At 70.4% G+C, this 14,269-nt stretch carries 14 protein-coding genes, 1 tRNA gene and 1 pseudogene; 6 read left to right on the top strand and 10 right to left on the bottom strand.

Going from position 1 to position 14,269, the window contains the following annotated elements; genetic code table 11:
• Positions 1 to 149 precede the first annotated feature (149 nt).
• Complete coding sequence (locus O7553_RS01540) at positions 150 to 1,550, top strand: hypothetical protein (protein WP_281553123.1); 1,401 nt, start codon at positions 150 to 152, stop codon at positions 1,548 to 1,550.
• Positions 1,551 to 1,667: 117 nt separating this feature from the next.
• Positions 1,668 to 2,750 (top strand): tartrate dehydrogenase, encoded by a 1,083-nt coding sequence (locus tag O7553_RS01535; protein ID WP_281553122.1) that lies wholly within the window; start codon positions 1,668 to 1,670, stop codon positions 2,748 to 2,750.
• 611 nt (positions 2,751 to 3,361) lie between these two features.
• Here the strand turns inward: O7553_RS01535 and O7553_RS01530 are convergent.
• From O7553_RS01530 to O7553_RS01520, 3 genes and pseudogenes are all read right to left on the bottom strand, one after another.
• Complete coding sequence (locus O7553_RS01530; RefSeq protein WP_281553121.1) at positions 3,362 to 3,820, bottom strand: LLM class flavin-dependent oxidoreductase; 459 nt, start codon at positions 3,818 to 3,820, stop codon at positions 3,362 to 3,364.
• A 43-nt stretch (positions 3,821 to 3,863) separates the two neighbouring features.
• A pseudogene (locus O7553_RS01525) lies at positions 3,864 to 4,115 on the bottom strand (LLM class flavin-dependent oxidoreductase); the annotation flags it as partial.
• A gap of 52 nt (positions 4,116 to 4,167) precedes the next feature.
• Entirely contained in the window at positions 4,168 to 5,187 is a 1,020-nt protein-coding gene (locus tag O7553_RS01520; protein ID WP_281553120.1) for an aldo/keto reductase, read from the bottom strand.
• Positions 5,188 to 5,311: 124 nt separating this feature from the next.
• Between O7553_RS01520 and O7553_RS01515 the strand changes: the two genes are divergently transcribed.
• Positions 5,312 to 5,968 (top strand): TetR/AcrR family transcriptional regulator, encoded by a 657-nt coding sequence (locus tag O7553_RS01515; RefSeq protein WP_281553119.1) that lies wholly within the window; start codon positions 5,312 to 5,314, stop codon positions 5,966 to 5,968.
• On the opposite strand, the gene O7553_RS01510 is transcribed toward O7553_RS01515, so the two are convergent.
• Entirely contained in the window at positions 5,931 to 6,680 is a 750-nt protein-coding gene (locus O7553_RS01510) for a helix-turn-helix transcriptional regulator (protein WP_281555412.1), read from the bottom strand. The two genes, O7553_RS01515 and O7553_RS01510, sit on opposite strands and share 38 nt — an antisense overlap.
• 128 nt (positions 6,681 to 6,808) lie before the next feature.
• Between O7553_RS01510 and O7553_RS01505 the strand changes: the two genes are divergently transcribed.
• Positions 6,809 to 7,306 carry a VOC family protein gene (locus O7553_RS01505; RefSeq protein ID WP_281553118.1) on the top strand — a complete coding sequence of 166 codons (498 nt, stop codon included), beginning with the start codon at positions 6,809 to 6,811 and terminating at the stop codon, positions 7,304 to 7,306.
• On the opposite strand, the gene O7553_RS01500 is transcribed toward O7553_RS01505, so the two are convergent.
• On the bottom strand, positions 7,230 to 8,198 hold the full coding sequence (locus tag O7553_RS01500) for a trypsin-like serine protease (protein ID WP_281553117.1): 969 nt from the start codon (positions 8,196 to 8,198) through the stop codon (positions 7,230 to 7,232). The genes O7553_RS01505 and O7553_RS01500 overlap by 77 nt on opposite strands.
• Before the next feature lie 135 nt (positions 8,199 to 8,333).
• On the opposite strand from O7553_RS01500, the gene O7553_RS01495 reads away from it, so the two are divergent.
• The gene (locus O7553_RS01495; protein ID WP_281553116.1) at positions 8,334 to 8,993 is read left to right on the top strand and encodes a response regulator transcription factor; all 660 of its coding nucleotides are present in this window, start codon (positions 8,334 to 8,336) and stop codon (positions 8,991 to 8,993) included.
• Positions 8,990 to 10,093: an ATP-binding protein gene (locus O7553_RS01490; protein ID WP_281553115.1), complete on the top strand. Its 1,104-nt coding sequence runs from the start codon at positions 8,990 to 8,992 to the stop codon at positions 10,091 to 10,093. The genes O7553_RS01495 and O7553_RS01490 overlap by 4 nt, the downstream gene beginning before the upstream one ends.
• 105 nt (positions 10,094 to 10,198) lie before the next feature.
• Here the strand turns inward: O7553_RS01490 and O7553_RS01485 are convergent.
• The 5 genes from O7553_RS01485 to O7553_RS01465 form a co-directional block, all read right to left on the bottom strand.
• Positions 10,199 to 10,275, bottom strand: a tRNA-Ala gene (locus tag O7553_RS01485).
• Positions 10,276 to 10,373: 98 nt separating this feature from the next.
• Positions 10,374 to 11,210 (bottom strand): hypothetical protein, encoded by an 837-nt coding sequence (locus O7553_RS01480; RefSeq protein WP_281553114.1) that lies wholly within the window; start codon positions 11,208 to 11,210, stop codon positions 10,374 to 10,376.
• Between the two features lie 143 nt (positions 11,211 to 11,353).
• Positions 11,354 to 11,995 carry a GNAT family protein gene (locus O7553_RS01475; RefSeq protein WP_281553113.1) on the bottom strand — a complete coding sequence of 214 codons (642 nt, stop codon included), beginning with the start codon at positions 11,993 to 11,995 and terminating at the stop codon, positions 11,354 to 11,356.
• Positions 11,992 to 13,311, bottom strand: a complete 1,320-nt coding sequence (gene glp / locus O7553_RS01470) for a gephyrin-like molybdotransferase Glp (protein WP_281553112.1) — start codon at positions 13,309 to 13,311, stop codon at positions 11,992 to 11,994. The genes O7553_RS01475 and glp overlap by 4 nt, the downstream gene beginning before the upstream one ends.
• A complete protein-coding gene (locus tag O7553_RS01465; RefSeq protein ID WP_281553111.1) occupies positions 13,308 to 14,267 on the bottom strand; it encodes a UTP--glucose-1-phosphate uridylyltransferase in 960 nt (319 codons plus the stop codon). Before O7553_RS01465 ends, glp begins: the two co-directional genes overlap by 4 nt.
• Between the last annotated feature and the right edge of the window lie 2 nt (positions 14,268 to 14,269).

The following is a 14,269-nucleotide window of genomic DNA, read 5'->3' as shown; positions in this document are numbered from 1 at the left end:
TAGGGCCGCGCTATCGCGTCGAGAGGACTCCGGTCTTGGACGTGGCGACGATCACATTGGTTGAGTGAGTCGATCTCAGCTCCGACCCGCACCCCGTCCCCGCACCCCGTCCCTACTCCATGCCTGCACCAGGCAATGAGAGGAATCCGATGAAACGAAGGTTGTTCCTCGCCTCGGCCACCGCGCTGTCGGGCGCCGCCGTCGGCTCGGCAATCGTCACTGAACCGGCACTGGCGACCAAGCTCGGCACCGGCTGGAGCCCGTCCAAGGGCGGCGGTAGGCGCCTCTCGGACGCCGGCATCGCTGCCCGGCTGCGGCTCTTCGGCCCAGAGAACGTCAACCCTCAGACCGGCGCCCTGCCCGAGGAACGCGTGGTCGCATCGTGGCTGTCCAACTCGTCGTTCGCCGTCGCGGTCGGCGGCCGCCTGCTGTACCTCGACACGTTCATCAGCCGGCTGGAGGTGGAGCGTGGCCGTACTCCGCTGGTGATCGCCGACCTCGTCGATGCCCGGCCTGACGCTGTTCTGCTCGGCCACGGGCACGGCGACCATGCCGACAACGCGGCCTACATCGCGGCCATGACCGGTGCAACCATCTACGCCTCGGAGGAGACCTGCGCCGTGCTGGCCGCCGACTTCGCTCGGCTGAAGGCTGACCCGCTGGTCAACACCGATCCGCAGACCCGGATCCCCTCTGACGCCGTCCTGCGGACCGTGCCGGTCACCAGCGCCGACTCCGTTCCCGGTACCGAGATGGTCCGGCTCGACGTACTCGAACCCTTCGCTCAGGTGGTGGCCTTCCGGCACCTGCACTCGGTCGCGGTGCCGCAGGACCCGGAGTACCCGCCGCCGCGTACCGAGATTCTCGTCGACCCGCGCGACTCGGCCCTCTTTCCGTCGGGGACTTCGCTGACCCCGGGGTCCAACCCGCAGCCCGGGCAGATGAACCTGCGCACCGGCGGCGGCTCCGGCGGCACCGTGAGTATCTACTTCCACATCACCTTGCGGCATGGCAGCAACTTCAGCTTCGGGTGGCAGAACACCGCAGGCGCGCTGAAGGAGGGCATCGGCAACGGCTGGCCCGGCACCCCCGAGGATGGCGAGCGCATCCGGGGCCGCCTCGCGTTGCTGCCCCAGACCGACCTGCATCTGGCAACGGCATCGACCGCCAACTACACCAACAACGGTCTGCGCGACCTCATCCACTACCAGTCGATCGTCCGTCCCCGCATCTACGTGCCGAACCACCTGACGTCGGGCACCCGGACTCGGGAGGGCTGCTCCCTGGCGGTGTACGCCGGCTACCTCGAGCAGATGAACCTCATGGGTGTGCCGGATGCCGACCGGCCGCACGTGCGGTGGGTCATCGACCCTGTGGACTACCTGCAGCCGCTCTCCTTCGACACCGACGACGACACGTGGCGCGATCGGAGCAAGAAGGACAGGATCAAGGCCCTCGACCGGATCAAGTTGGGGCGGCCCCGCACCGTCAAGGCCTTCGCCGGTACGCAGCGCATGACGGCCGAGCACACCCACAGCTGCGAGGCGTAGTGCAGCAGGAATCATAGGCTGGACCAATGCATCCGATCGGATAGCGGTGTTGGACGCCTATCGAGCATCCGGGTTCACTGATTTGTGCCTACCATCTACCACGAGGCCGGAGTTGCCATGAGCAATCAGCACCACTTCCGTATCGCCGTCATTCCCGCCGACGGCGTCGGTCGGGAGGTAGTCGCCGCTGGACGGGACGTACTTGACGCACTGGAAGGGCGCTCCGGTGGTCGTTTCGGATTCCAGTGGGCGGAGTTCCCGTGGGGTTCGGACTACTATGCCGAGCACGGGATCATGATGCCTGAGGACGGTCTGGACACGTTGCGCGACTTCGACGCCATCTATTTCGGTGCCGTTGGGTGGCCCACGGTGCCTGACCACATCAGCCTGTGGGGTCTTCGCCTGCGCATCTGTCAGGGATTCGACCATTGGGCGAACGTCCGGCCGGTGACTTTCCTGCCAGGCGTCACCAGCCCACTACGGAAGGCTGACACCGTAGAGCTCGACTGGGTCGTCGTCCGAGAGAACACCGAAGGCGAATACGCCGGCCTCGGCGGACGCAACCTCTCCGCCCGCGGTGCGGGCGGAGAGGTTGCCGTCCAGTCCGCCCTGTTCACCGAGGTCGGCTGCGAACGAATCATGCGGTTCGCGTTCGACCTCGCTCTGACCAGGACCCGCAAGAAGGTGGCCAGCGTCACCAAGAGTAACGCCCAGCAGTACGGTATGGTCCTCTGGGACGACACGTTCCGGCGGGTCGCCGCAGACTATCCGGACGTCGAAACGGAAAGCGTCCTTGTGGACGCGATGGCGGCCAAGTTCGTCCTACACCCGGAGGATCTCTCGGTCGTCGTCGCATCCAATCTCAACGCGGACATCCTTTCCGACCTCGGCAGCGCTCTCGCGGGTAGCCTCGGCCTCGCCCCGAGTGCGAATCTGAATCCGGAACGGCGGTACCCGAGCATGTTCGAGCCGGTTCACGGGTCCGCGCCCGACATCGCCGGGATGGGAATCTGCAATCCCATCGGCGCCATTGGCAGCGCAGCGATGATGCTGACCCATCTCGGCCTGCCCGACGAGGCCAGGAAGATAAACGCCGCGATCGAGGCAACCACGGCACAAGGGCTGCTGACGCGGGATATCGGCGGCAGCGCCAGCACCAAGGCTGTCACCGAAGCCATCATCAAGAACCTACCGGATTGACCACTGGGCCACCCAGGTCCGGCTTGACTTCCTCCCCGCCCTGAAGGAACAGGGATTCCCTGGGTCGCCCCAGGGGTTCCTGCTTCGCCGACGACCGCCCCGTCCGAGAGGAGGACTCCCGGTGAGGTCTTACACCGCCTCCACAGGCAGTCACGGAGAGCCCCTCCGCGAGGATGTTGCGGGCCGCGTCGACGTCCCGGTCGTGGGCCTGCCTGCACCGGCAGGTCCACGACCGGACGGCCAACGGCATCCGGACGGCCAGGGCGCCGCAGGCGGAACACAGTCGGGTCGACGGGAACCAGCGGTCCACAACCACCAGATCGCGGCCGTCGTGAGGTCGGTCCGGGCACCCTGTCGGTGTCGCCACCGGTAGGTCTCCCCGAACCGCCACCCGAACCCGCCGTGCGCTCGACCTGCCAGTGCTGATCATCGACGGCTCCAAGGACATTCGCCCCCGCTGGGCCGTCGACTCACTGCATGAGGCGCTGCCCGACAGTCAGCGCGTGAGCCTCGCCGGGTCCGGCCACCTGCCGTGGGTCGAGAACCCTGACGACTTCCGCCGAGCGGTGACAGCCTCGGTGATCGCCGCGCCCGAGCCACCGGCTGGAGCCTCAGGACGGCGTACTGATGATGAACTCGTCGGCGACCCAGCGGGCCACGTCGGGTGGGTAGGGCGTCGAGAGGCCGAGGACTATGTGCCCGAAGCCGGCGTCGACCGCCGCGCTGACGGCGGCCCGGGTGGCGCCGGGCTGGTCGTAGGAGACCGGCAGGTGGATGGAGCGGGTGATGGTCGCCGGGTCGCGGCCGATCTCGGCGCAGTAGCGGTCCAGCAGCGCGCTACGGCTGGCCGCGTCGGCGATGTCACCGCCGGGGATGTTCCACAGGTCGGCGTGCGCGGCGACCACCCGCAGCAGGGCCGCCGACCGTCCGCCGATCAGGATCGGCGGGTACGGGCGCTGCACCGGCTTCGGGCTGCCGTACGCCCCGGCCAGGCGGTGGTGGGTGCCGTGGAAGTCGAACGGTTCGGCCTCGGTCCACAGCCGGCGGGTGACCGGGCCGCGAGCCGGCACCGATGCCGAAGTCGAGCCGGCCGCCGGAGACGATGTCGACGGTCGCGGCCATCTTGGCCAGCATCGCCGGTGGCCGGAAGCGGTTGCTGGTCACCAACAGGCCTAGACGCAGCCGCCGGGTCTGCGCGGCAAGCGCGGCGAGCAGGGTCCAGCCTTCGTACGTCGGCCCGCTCGGGTCGCCGAAGATCGGCATGAGGTGGTCGTAGAGCCAGGCGTGTTCGATGGCCGGGATCGTGTCCGCGTCGCGCCAGACGCGCGACACGTCGTGGTAGTCGACCTGGGATGGGGCGGTCATGATCCCGAAGCTGAGCCGGGGTGTCGGTGGCATCAGTCCATCCAGTACGCGGTCAGCGGCGGCGGAGCGCCGGGTCGAGCAGAGCGGGCGGGGCGTCGTGCTTCTCATGCGGAGCCAGGTCGACACCGGGGGCGACGATCGCGTCGACGGCGTCGAGCACGTCGGCGGTCAGCACGGTGTCTGCGGCAGCCAACTGCGAATGCAGGTGGTCGATCGTGCGCGGGCCGATGATCGCGCTGGTCACCCCAGGGTGTGCGGTGACGAAGCCGAGCGCGAGTTGGATCATCGTCAGGCCGGCGGCGTCAGCGACGGCGGCCAGTTTCTCGACCGCGTCGAGCTTGGCCCGATTGGTGGGGATGTCCAGGTCGTACCGCTGCGGCATCTTGCCGGACCGGCTGGTGCTGATCTCCCGGTCGGCGCGGATCGCGCCGGACAGCCAGCCGGAGGCGAGCGGGCTCCAGGCGAGCACCCCCATGCCGTACTCCTGGGTCACCGGCAGGACGTGGGCCTCGATGCCGCGTTGCAGGATCGAGTACCCGGGCTGCTCGGTCACGTACCGGCTGGTCCGGTGTTCCCGGGCGGCCCACTGGGCCTGGACGATCCGGTAGGCGGGGAAGGTCGACGAGCCGAAGTAGCGGATCTTGCCGGCCCGTTGCAGATCGGTCAGCGCGGACAGGGTCTCCTCATCGCTGGTCGCCGGGTCCCAGCGGTGGATCTGGTAGAGGTCGACGTGGTCGACGCCGAGCCGGCGCAGGCTGTCGTCCAGGGCGGTGACCAGCCAGCGGCGGGAGCTGCCCTGGTGGTTGCGTTCGTCGCTCATCGGCATGTTGGCCTTGGTGGCGAGCACGATGTCGTCGCGGCGGCCGGCGATGGCCTTGCCGAGAATCTCCTCCGACTGGCCATGGCTGTACCAGTCGGCCGTGTCGATGAGGTTGATCCCGGCGTCGAGCGCGGCGTCGACGATGGCGGTGGCCTCGTCCTGGCTGGTGTCGCCGATCGCGCCGAAGTTCATCGCGCCGAGGGCGAGGGTGCTGGCCTGCACGCCGGTGCGGCCGAGGGTGCGGTACTGCATGGCGTTGTTTCTCCTTGATCGGGGTCGCCTGATCTGGCACGCTGACAGCGAAGCGGAGCAGCGTTCCGCCAAGACGATACGGAACGACGTTCCGGTTGACAAGTGGGCAATGGAGGGACCGCGCATGGTCGACACCGACGGCGACAGCAGCAGGTCGGAGGGACCGGAGGGGTCAACAGCCGGACCGGAGCGACCGAAAGCCGAGCCGGACCGGCCGCGCCGGCAGCGGGCCGACGCCCGGCGCAACGAGCAGGCCCTGCTGGACGCGGCGGCGGCGGCGTTCATCGCATCCGGCGTCGACGTCCCGGTACGCGACATCGCCACCCGGGCCGGCGTCGGTGTCGGCACGATCTACCGCCACTTCCCCACCCGGTCCGATCTGATCGTCGCGGTCTTCCGACACCAGGTCGAAGCCTGCGCCGACGCCGGCCCGACCCTGCTGGCGGAGAGCGCCACCGCGCACGCCGCCCTGGCCCGTTGGGTCGACCTCTTCGTCGACTTCCTGATCACCAAGCACGGTCTCGCCGGGGCGTTGCAGTCCGACGCCGCCGCCTTCCAGACGCTGCACGAGTACTTCCTCGGCCGGCTGGTCCCGGTGTGCACCGAGCTGCTCGACGCCGCCGTCACGGCCGGCGAGATCCGTCCCGACATCGACGCCTACCAACTGATGCGCGGGGTCGGCAATCTCTGCGTCGGCGCCGACACCGACCCCCGCTACGACGCCCGCCGCCTGGTCAACCTGCTCATCGCCGGCCTTCGCCCCGGTACGCACTCGGCGTGAAGTCGAGCACCGTACGGAACTCGTTGGCCAGGTGGGCCTGGTCGGCGTAGCCCAGTTGGGCAGCCAGACCGGCGAGGTCGGTGCCCGGTTCGGTCCGCAGCAGGTGCGCCGCTTCCTGCAGCCGGCGTCGGCGGATCATCGTCAACGGCGGCAGGCCGACGTGGCGGCGGGCCAACCGCTGCACCGTGCGGGTCGACACGTGCAGCCGGGCGGCGACGTCCTCGACCCGCAGCACCGAGTGGTCGGTGTCGACGAGCTCCGCCAGGGTGTTGGCCAGCAGCGCCTCCGGGCCAGGCGGCCCGACCGTGGCGCTCAACCAGTCGACGAACGCCGCCACCGCACCAGCGTGCCGCTGCGGCGCGTCAACGGCACCAGTCATCGCCCCGACCACCGGCAACTGCAGGTCGGGCAGGTCCAGCAGCCGGGAGGCGTCCCGCAGCGCGGCAGGGTCCGAGGTGAAGTGCGGCACCGCCGCCGGGCGCAGCAGTGCCCCGACCGCCCAGCCGGTGCCGGTCAGGTCCCGGGACGAGACCCGGGTCGTCGGACCGGCCAGCTCCACCCCGTCCGGGCCGACTACCAGGTTGCAGGCGGGAAACGAGAGGATCTGCTGCCGGGAGGTACGGCCCGGCGCGATCCGCCACTCGGGGATCCAGAACCAGCGGACCAGTGACGCGACCGGCTCCGGCGGTGGCAGCCGGGCGAAGGTCGGCAGCCGGGCCGGGTACAGAATGCCGCGCTGCGCCGGGTCCACGGCAGCCAGGCTACGGGCCTGCGACACCGGCCGGCCGGCTGTCGCGAATCTGCAAGCCACCCGCCCGGCCGCTGCCTAGGGTCGGGACCATGTCCGACACTCTCGCGGCCGCCGACGGCCGGCACACCAGCAACGGTACGCCGCACGGCGTCACCAGCCTCACCCCGTTCCTGGCCATTCCGGACGCGCGCGGCGCGATCGCCTTCTACCGGGACGTGTTCGGCGCCCGGGTGGTGGACGTGACCGAGATGGGCGGCGCCGTGGTGCACGCGGTGCTCGACTTCGGCAACGGCCAGCTGCAGCTCGGCGAGCCGTCCCCGGCGTACGGCCTGGTCGCCCCGCCCGCCGGCGACGAGGACTGCTACTCGATCGGCCTGTACTGCCCGGACGTCGACGCGACGCTGGCCCGCGCGGTCGCGGCCGGCGCGACGGTACGCGAGCCGGCGGCGACCTTCGTCTCCGGTGACCGGTTCGCCAGCATCCGCGACCCGTACGGGGTGCGCTGGTCGATCATGACCCGGGTCGAGGACCTGTCCGAGTCCGAGAGCGCCCGCCGGGTCGCCGAGTGGGCCGCTCAGCAGGGCTGAGGAACGGTCGGCCGACGCGCCTCAATCTCAGTGCAGTGATGGCCGCCAATGCAAAACAGGCCACGAGGAGAGCTGCGGCGCCGAGGACGATCCGGTCCCGGTCCGATGTTCCGGCCATCGTGTCGGCGACCCATGCGGCGAGATTGTCGGCGCGGGCGCTGAAGTCCGCTCCGGAGTGCGGACAGCCCGGTCCCGAGCTGACGACAGCCACCAGTTCGGCCGTTCCATCGGCTCGTTCGCGGAAGTATGGACCGCCGGAGTCGTGCGCGCACGGGCTGGTGTCCGGACGGGGTTCCCGACCGGAAGTCTCGATCAGGGTCTCGCCGACCGCCTCGACGATGAACTGGCCGGTCTGCAGCCGCGTAGCGGGGACGATCGCATCGCCGTCGCCGACCAGTCCGTATCCGGTAAGACGGAGCGTCTCGCCCACCGCCGGCGGCGTGGTGGCGATCGTCAGTGGCGTGATGCCGGTGACGGCGGTGCCGAGCTCGGCGAGGGCCACGTCGCTCGTCTCGGCCTGGTGTACCGCGATGACCTCGACTTCCTGTCCGCCCTCACCGTTCAGTTCGGTGCGCCCGACCGTCGCGGTGGTACGACCGGCCACGGTGCGACTCACCCAGCGACCGTCGTCACCTCGGAAGCAGTGCCCGGCGGTGATCACCCAACGCGGTGCGATCAGTGCCCCGGAGCACGAGCTGTCCCGGGTGCCACCGTCGGCGGTGGGCAGCTCGGTCATGGTGAGCAGGACCGAGAACCGGTAGGCCCCGTCGGGTGCGTCCGCGCCGTACGCGATCGCCGCCGCGCTACGGGCCCCGATGGGAACAACAGCTGTGGCCACCAGGAGGATCAGAAGAGAACTCAGCACATATCTACGCAAAATTATCACCGGCACCAATGAGAAGCGTCATGGGATGGGATCATGCTTGCGGCCCGGTGGTCAGGAGAGCGTCAGCGACGCCCTTATCCATCCTTTATCCGAGTTGTGCGAATCTGTCGGCAGCCGGGACGGGCAGCGGAAGGACACGGCGTGCGGGTGCTGGTGGCGGACGACGAGCGATTGCTGGCCGACACGGTCGGCGAAGGACTGCGCCGGCTGTCGATGGCCGTCGACGTGGTGTACGACGGAGACGGAGCCTTGGAACGACTCGGGGTCAACCGGTACGACGTGGCCGTCATCGACCGGGACATGCCGGGACACACCGGTGACGAGGTGTGCCGATCGATCGTCGACTCCGGTGACGGCACCCGGGTGCTGCTGCTGACCGCAGCGGCCGGCATCCGCGACCGTGTCGAAGGTCTCGGCCTCGGTGCCGACGACTACCTGACCAAGCCGTTCGCGTTCGCCGAGCTCGTCGCCCGGGTCCAGGCTCTGTCCCGGCGCTCGGGCCCGGCGTTGCCGCCGGTGTTGGAGCGCAGCGGGATCGTGCTGGACGCCATGCGGCACACGGCCACCCGCGACGGTCGGCTGCTGTCGCTGTCTCCGAAGGAGTTCGCCGTTCTGCACGTGCTGATGCGGGCCGGTGGTGGCGTCGTCAGCGCCGAGGACCTGCTGGAACAGGCCTGGGACGAGCACGCTGACCCGTTCACCAACTCAGTCCGCATGACCGTAATGACGCTGCGCCGCAAGCTGGGTGAACCTGAGGTGATCCACACGGTGCCACGTGCCGGATACCAGCTAGGTCCATGAGTTTCTGGACACCGACCCGACGGATCTTGCTGCTGTGTGGCGTGCTCCTGTTCACGGCCCAGTTCGCGCCGGTGCTCGCCGGGCAGGCACTCGCGTGGTGGCAGGCCATCAGTATTGATTGGTGCGGCGTTCCACCGGGACAGGCGCCGGACAGCGATGCCTCGTTCATCTGTGTGCAGATGTTCCGGCGACCCAGCATCCCCCCTGCGATCGCCCTCGCCGCCGCGCTGGCGGTGATGTTGGCCGCCGCGTACCCGATGGTGCGGTGGTGCCTGCGGCCGATCCGGAAGCTGGCGGCCGAGATCGCGAACGTCGGACCGACGAATCTGGGTTACCGGCTCCGCCCAGGTCCGGGCCGTTCCGAGCTGGCCGAGCTGGGCCGAGCGATCGACGAGATGATGGATCGGATAGCCGTCGGCTACGAGGCACAACGCCGGTTTGCCGCGGACGCGTCCCACGAGCTGCGTACCCCGCTCGCCGTGCAACGGACACTGATCGAGGTCGGCATGGCCCGGACCCTGACCGCCGAGCAGCTCGAACTCCTCACGACCCAGTTGCTGGCGACCAATGAGCGCAACGAGCGCCTGATCGAAGGGCTGCTGGTGCTCAGCGAGAGCGACCGCGGTCTGGTCGCCCGGACACCACAGCGGCTCGACCGGATCGTGGCCGCGGTGCTCGACGCTCATCAGGCGCGGGCTACCGAAGCCGGGGTCACGATCACCAGCCGGCTCCAGCCCCGGGCGGTGCTCGGCGAGCAGGTGCTGCTGGAGCGGCTGGTCGCCAACCTTGTGCAGAATGCCCTGAAGTACAACCGGCCCGGCGGGGTCATCGAGGTGCAGGTCGGTGACGACCCTGCCCTGGTCGTGTCGAACACCGGCGACGACGTGCCGGTCGAGGAGGTGTCGGCCCTGTTCGAGCCTTTCCGGCGCCGGTCCGGGACCCGTATCGACCACAGCGGCGGGGCCGGGCTCGGACTGGCGATAGCCCGCTCGATCACCCGGGCACACGACGGCATCATCGCGGCCTCGTCCACCGGCCACGACGGCCTTCGTGTCCAGGTGTCGTTCCCCGCCGCGTCCTCGCCCACCGCCTCGGCCTGAGGCCGCCGGCGACTGTCTCCTGGGTGGATGATGAACCGTCAGCGTGGTCAAACGAGGGCGGTCTCTCGATCCCCGAGAACCCGCCCTTGGTCTGCTGCCTCTTGGTGGTGGAGCTGAGGGGATTCGAACCCCTGACCCCCTCGATGCGAACGAGGTGCGCTACCGGACTGCGCCACAGCCCCAGAATCGGGTGACCCGCTGCCAGACCAGCAGTGGACCGGCGACAAGGCTAACAGGTCGGGCACCCGGTGCGCGAATCGATCCCGCCCGGGAGCCCCGGTCAGGACCGGCCGTCGTAGCTGCGGCCGGCCTCGTAGGCCCGGCCCCGCAGGCCACCCGTACGGCGGTAGGAGACTGACCCGCCGACCCCGCCGCCGCTGGCCGCGGCCGGCAGGTCACGCGGCCGGTCCAGGCCCATCGCGGCGCGGCGCATCACCTCCCGCTGGGCGGCGAGCCGGCGCTGCTGCTCCCGGCGGGCGGCGGCCCGGCGGGCCTGCTCGCGGCGTACTTCGGCCTGCCGGGCGGCCAGCCAGGCCGCTTCCCGGGCGCGGTGCCGACGGCGTCGGCGCTCGGCGATCGCCCGGTTGCGCAGGTGCACCAGGTAGACGGCGAGCAGCACTGCGGTGACCGCGAAGCTGATCCAGAAGCCGGGGCCGACCACCAGCACGCCGATCAGCTCGACCAGGTTGAGCAGCAGCAACGCGGCGAAGACCCGGCGTCGACGGACCACCGCCGGGGTGTGCCGACGAGCCGGTGCACGGCGCGGTCGGACGCCGACGGTCGGGACGAGGCGCAGCCGGCCACCCCGTCGACCGGCACCTGGTCGACCGGCGGCCGGCATTGGAGCGGACGGATCGTTGAACGACCCGGCGTCGGACGCCGTACCACCTTCCGGACCGACCGCACGGCGCACACTGAGCCGTCGGGGCGGGTTGACCGGCCGTTTTCCGGGCACGGTGCGCCGACGGCGGCGGCGTTGCAGCACCCGCGCCGTCGACTGCGCCCGCTCCGCCACCAGGCGCTCGGTAGCGTCGTACCGGCGGACCAGCGCCGGTGCGAGGGCGAGCAGCCCGGCGGCGGCGAGGACGGCGAGGAGCACCGAGGTCGGCACCCTCACCCCTCCCGTCACCCCGAGGCAACCCGCCGCCCATGCACGGACATGAAAGGCTTGATAGGTTGCCGTACCTTCTCGTTACTTGAGGTTACGGGCGTCCGACCAGGAATTTTGTACGCCGCGCCGACCACGGCCGGCGGTTGTGTTCAGTGGGCACTGGCCTGCAGCCGCCGCCAGCGAGCCAGCAGTCCTCCTTCGACCAGCACATCCTCGCTGGTCAGGGCGTATCCGATGTGGTCACGCCAGGCACCGTCGATGTGCATGTAACGATGATGGTAGGACTCCTCACGGAAACCCAGCTTCTCGACTACACGCCGTGACGGGATGTTCTCCGGTCGGACGTTGACCTCGATCCGGTGCAGTCCACCGGCGGCGAAGGCATGGTCCACCGCCAGGGCCAACGCGGTCGGGATCACCCCCCGCCCGGCGACAGCCGCGTCCACCCAGTAGCCGGCGTAGCCGGAGCAGAACGCCCGCCGCACGATGTTGCCGATGTTCAGGTGACCCACCAGCCGCTCGCCGCCCGTCTCGACCAGACAGACCGCGAACGGCATGCTCTCACCGCGCCGCGACTGTCGACGCTGGTCACGGTAGAGATAGCGGAACGCGTCCGGGGAGTTGAGCTCGTGCCACGGCCCCGGCGGGGCCGGCTCCCACGGGGCCAGCCAGCGATGGTTGCGCTGCCGGACCGCCGACCAGTCGGCGGCGTCACTGCGACGGTACGGCCGCAGCAGCACCGGACCGTCGGTGAGCACCACCGGCCAGCCCGGAGCCTCGTCCCCGATCACCGCTGCCGATCCAGCAGCAACACGTCGACGGTGGAACCGGCGGCGGCGGTGGTCACCCGCTCACCGAGCACCAGCAGGCCGTTCGCCTCGGCCAGCCCGGACAGGGTGAACGGCCCGCCGGGCAGCGGCTGCACGGTGTAGCCGCCGCCACGCCGCTCCGCGACGTTGGCCGGACGGAACTCCCGCAGGCCGACCGGCGATGACACGGTCTCCAGCAGATGGGCACGCACACTCGGCCGGAACACCGGCTCGGCACCGGCCAGCAACTGGATCACCGGCCGGGCCAGCACCTCGAACCCGACCAGCGCGGAGCCGGGTTCCCCGGGCAGGCAGACCACGGGCACCTCCTCGGCTCCGACCGTACCGAATCCGAGGGCCGTTCCGGGATAGAGCGCGACCTCGGTGAAGGTGACCGGCCCCGCACGGCCCCCTTCCCGTCGGGAAAAGATCCGCCGGACCATGTCGCCGGGCCCGGTGCCGGTGCCGCCGGTGGTGATGATCAGATCGGCCCGCATCGCCTGATCCTCGAGCAGCCCCCGCAGCCCCTCCGGATCGTCGTCGCAGATGCCCACCCGGTACGCCAGCGCGCCCACCTCGGCGACAGCGGCGGTGAGCGCGTGCGAGTTCGCGTCCACCACCTGCCCCGGCTGGCTGCTGCGGCCCACGTCGACCAGTTCGTCACCGGTCGCCACGATCACCACCCGCGGACTGGGCCGGACCGCCACGTGCCCGATCCCGGTAGCGGCGAAGACCGCCACCATCGCCGGCGTCACGTACGAGCCGGCGCGGGCCAGGACCGCCCCGGCCGGCAGTTCGTCGCCGGCCCGCCGCAGCCCGGAGCCGCGCCGGGGCACCTGGAAGATCTCCACTGCGGCCATGCCCTGATCGGTCCAGTCGATCGGCACCACCACGTCGGCGGCGATCGGCAACGGCGCCCCGGCCGCCACCGAGAAGCAGGTGCCCGGGGTCAGCCGGACCGGCCGCCAGCTCGCCGCGCCCAGGTCGCCCACCACGTTGAGGCGCACCGAGCGGGGTACGGCCGGGGTCGCCGACCGGCTGGCCGGGATCACCCTGCTCCCCCGGCCGGCCGAGGCGATGTCCTCCCAGCGTGCCGCGTAGCCGTCGATGACGGCCTGGTCGAACGCGGGAAAGGCGTGCGGTGCCACGACATCCTCGGCGAGGAGGTTGCCGTGCGCCTGGGTCAGGTCGAGGTCGAGCGGCGGCAGCGGCCGAATCCTGCGCAGCACACTGCCCAGGTATTCGGCGAGCGGCGTCAGCTCGTTGAAGGCCGCCTCGGCACCGGCCGTCGCGGTCATGTAGAGGGCACCCCTGGCGCGTCGGCCACGAACTCCTTCAGCCACGCCCGGAACTCGTCGCCGAGCCCTTCCCGCTGACAGGCAATCTGCACCACGGCCTGCAGGTAGCCCAGGGGCGCTCCAGTGTCGTAGCGGGTGCCCCGGTAGACGATGCCGTGCACCGGTGTCCCCTCGGCCAGCAGCATCGCCATCGCGTCGGTCAGCTGGATCTCGCCGCCGCTGCCCGGTTTGGTCCGCTTGATCGCCTCGAAGATGCTCGGCGGCAGCACGTAGCGGCCCAGCACCGCGAGGTTGCTCGGCGCGTCCTCGGCCGACGGCTTCTCCACCAGCCCGGTGACCCGGACGATGTCGGCGCCGTTCTGCACCGACTCGGCGGCCGGTTCGACCGACGCGATGCCGTACCGCTTGGTTTCGGCCGGCGGCACCTCCATGAAGGCCAGCACGATCCCGCCGGCTCGGGCCTGCAGGTCGATCATGGCCGGCAGCAGCGGGTCGTTCTCGTCGACGAACTCGTCGCCGAGCAGCACCGCGAACGGTTCGTTGCCGACGTGGCTCTGCGCGCAGCCCACCGCGTGGCCCAGCCCGAGCGGTTCGTGCTGGCGGCAGGTGTAGATTTCGGCCAGCTCGCTCGGCCGCCGGATCGCGGCCAGCCGCTCCTGGTCGCCCTTGTCTGCGAGCCGGCCTTCCAGGTAGGGCTGCCGGTCGAAGTGGTCGACCATGGAGGTCTTGCCACGGCCGGTGATCAACAGTACGTCGTTGATCCCGGCGGCGGTGGCCTCCTCGACGATGTACTGCAGGACCGGCCGGTCGACCAGCGGGAGGAGTTCCTTCGGCACGGCCTTGGTGGCCGGCAGGAACCGGGTGGCGAGCCCGGCGGCAGGGATGACCGCCTTCACCGCCCGCTGATCCGCGTTTGCGGTGGGGGTCGTTGCTGGGGTGGCTGCATGCTCCGACATGC

Source organism: Solwaraspora sp. WMMA2059 (assembly GCF_027497315.1).
Classification (GTDB): Bacteria; Actinomycetota; Actinomycetes; order Mycobacteriales; family Micromonosporaceae; genus Micromonospora_E.
The sequence above is the reverse complement of the archived record's forward strand: the minus strand, read 5'-3'. Positions and strand labels throughout refer to the sequence as shown.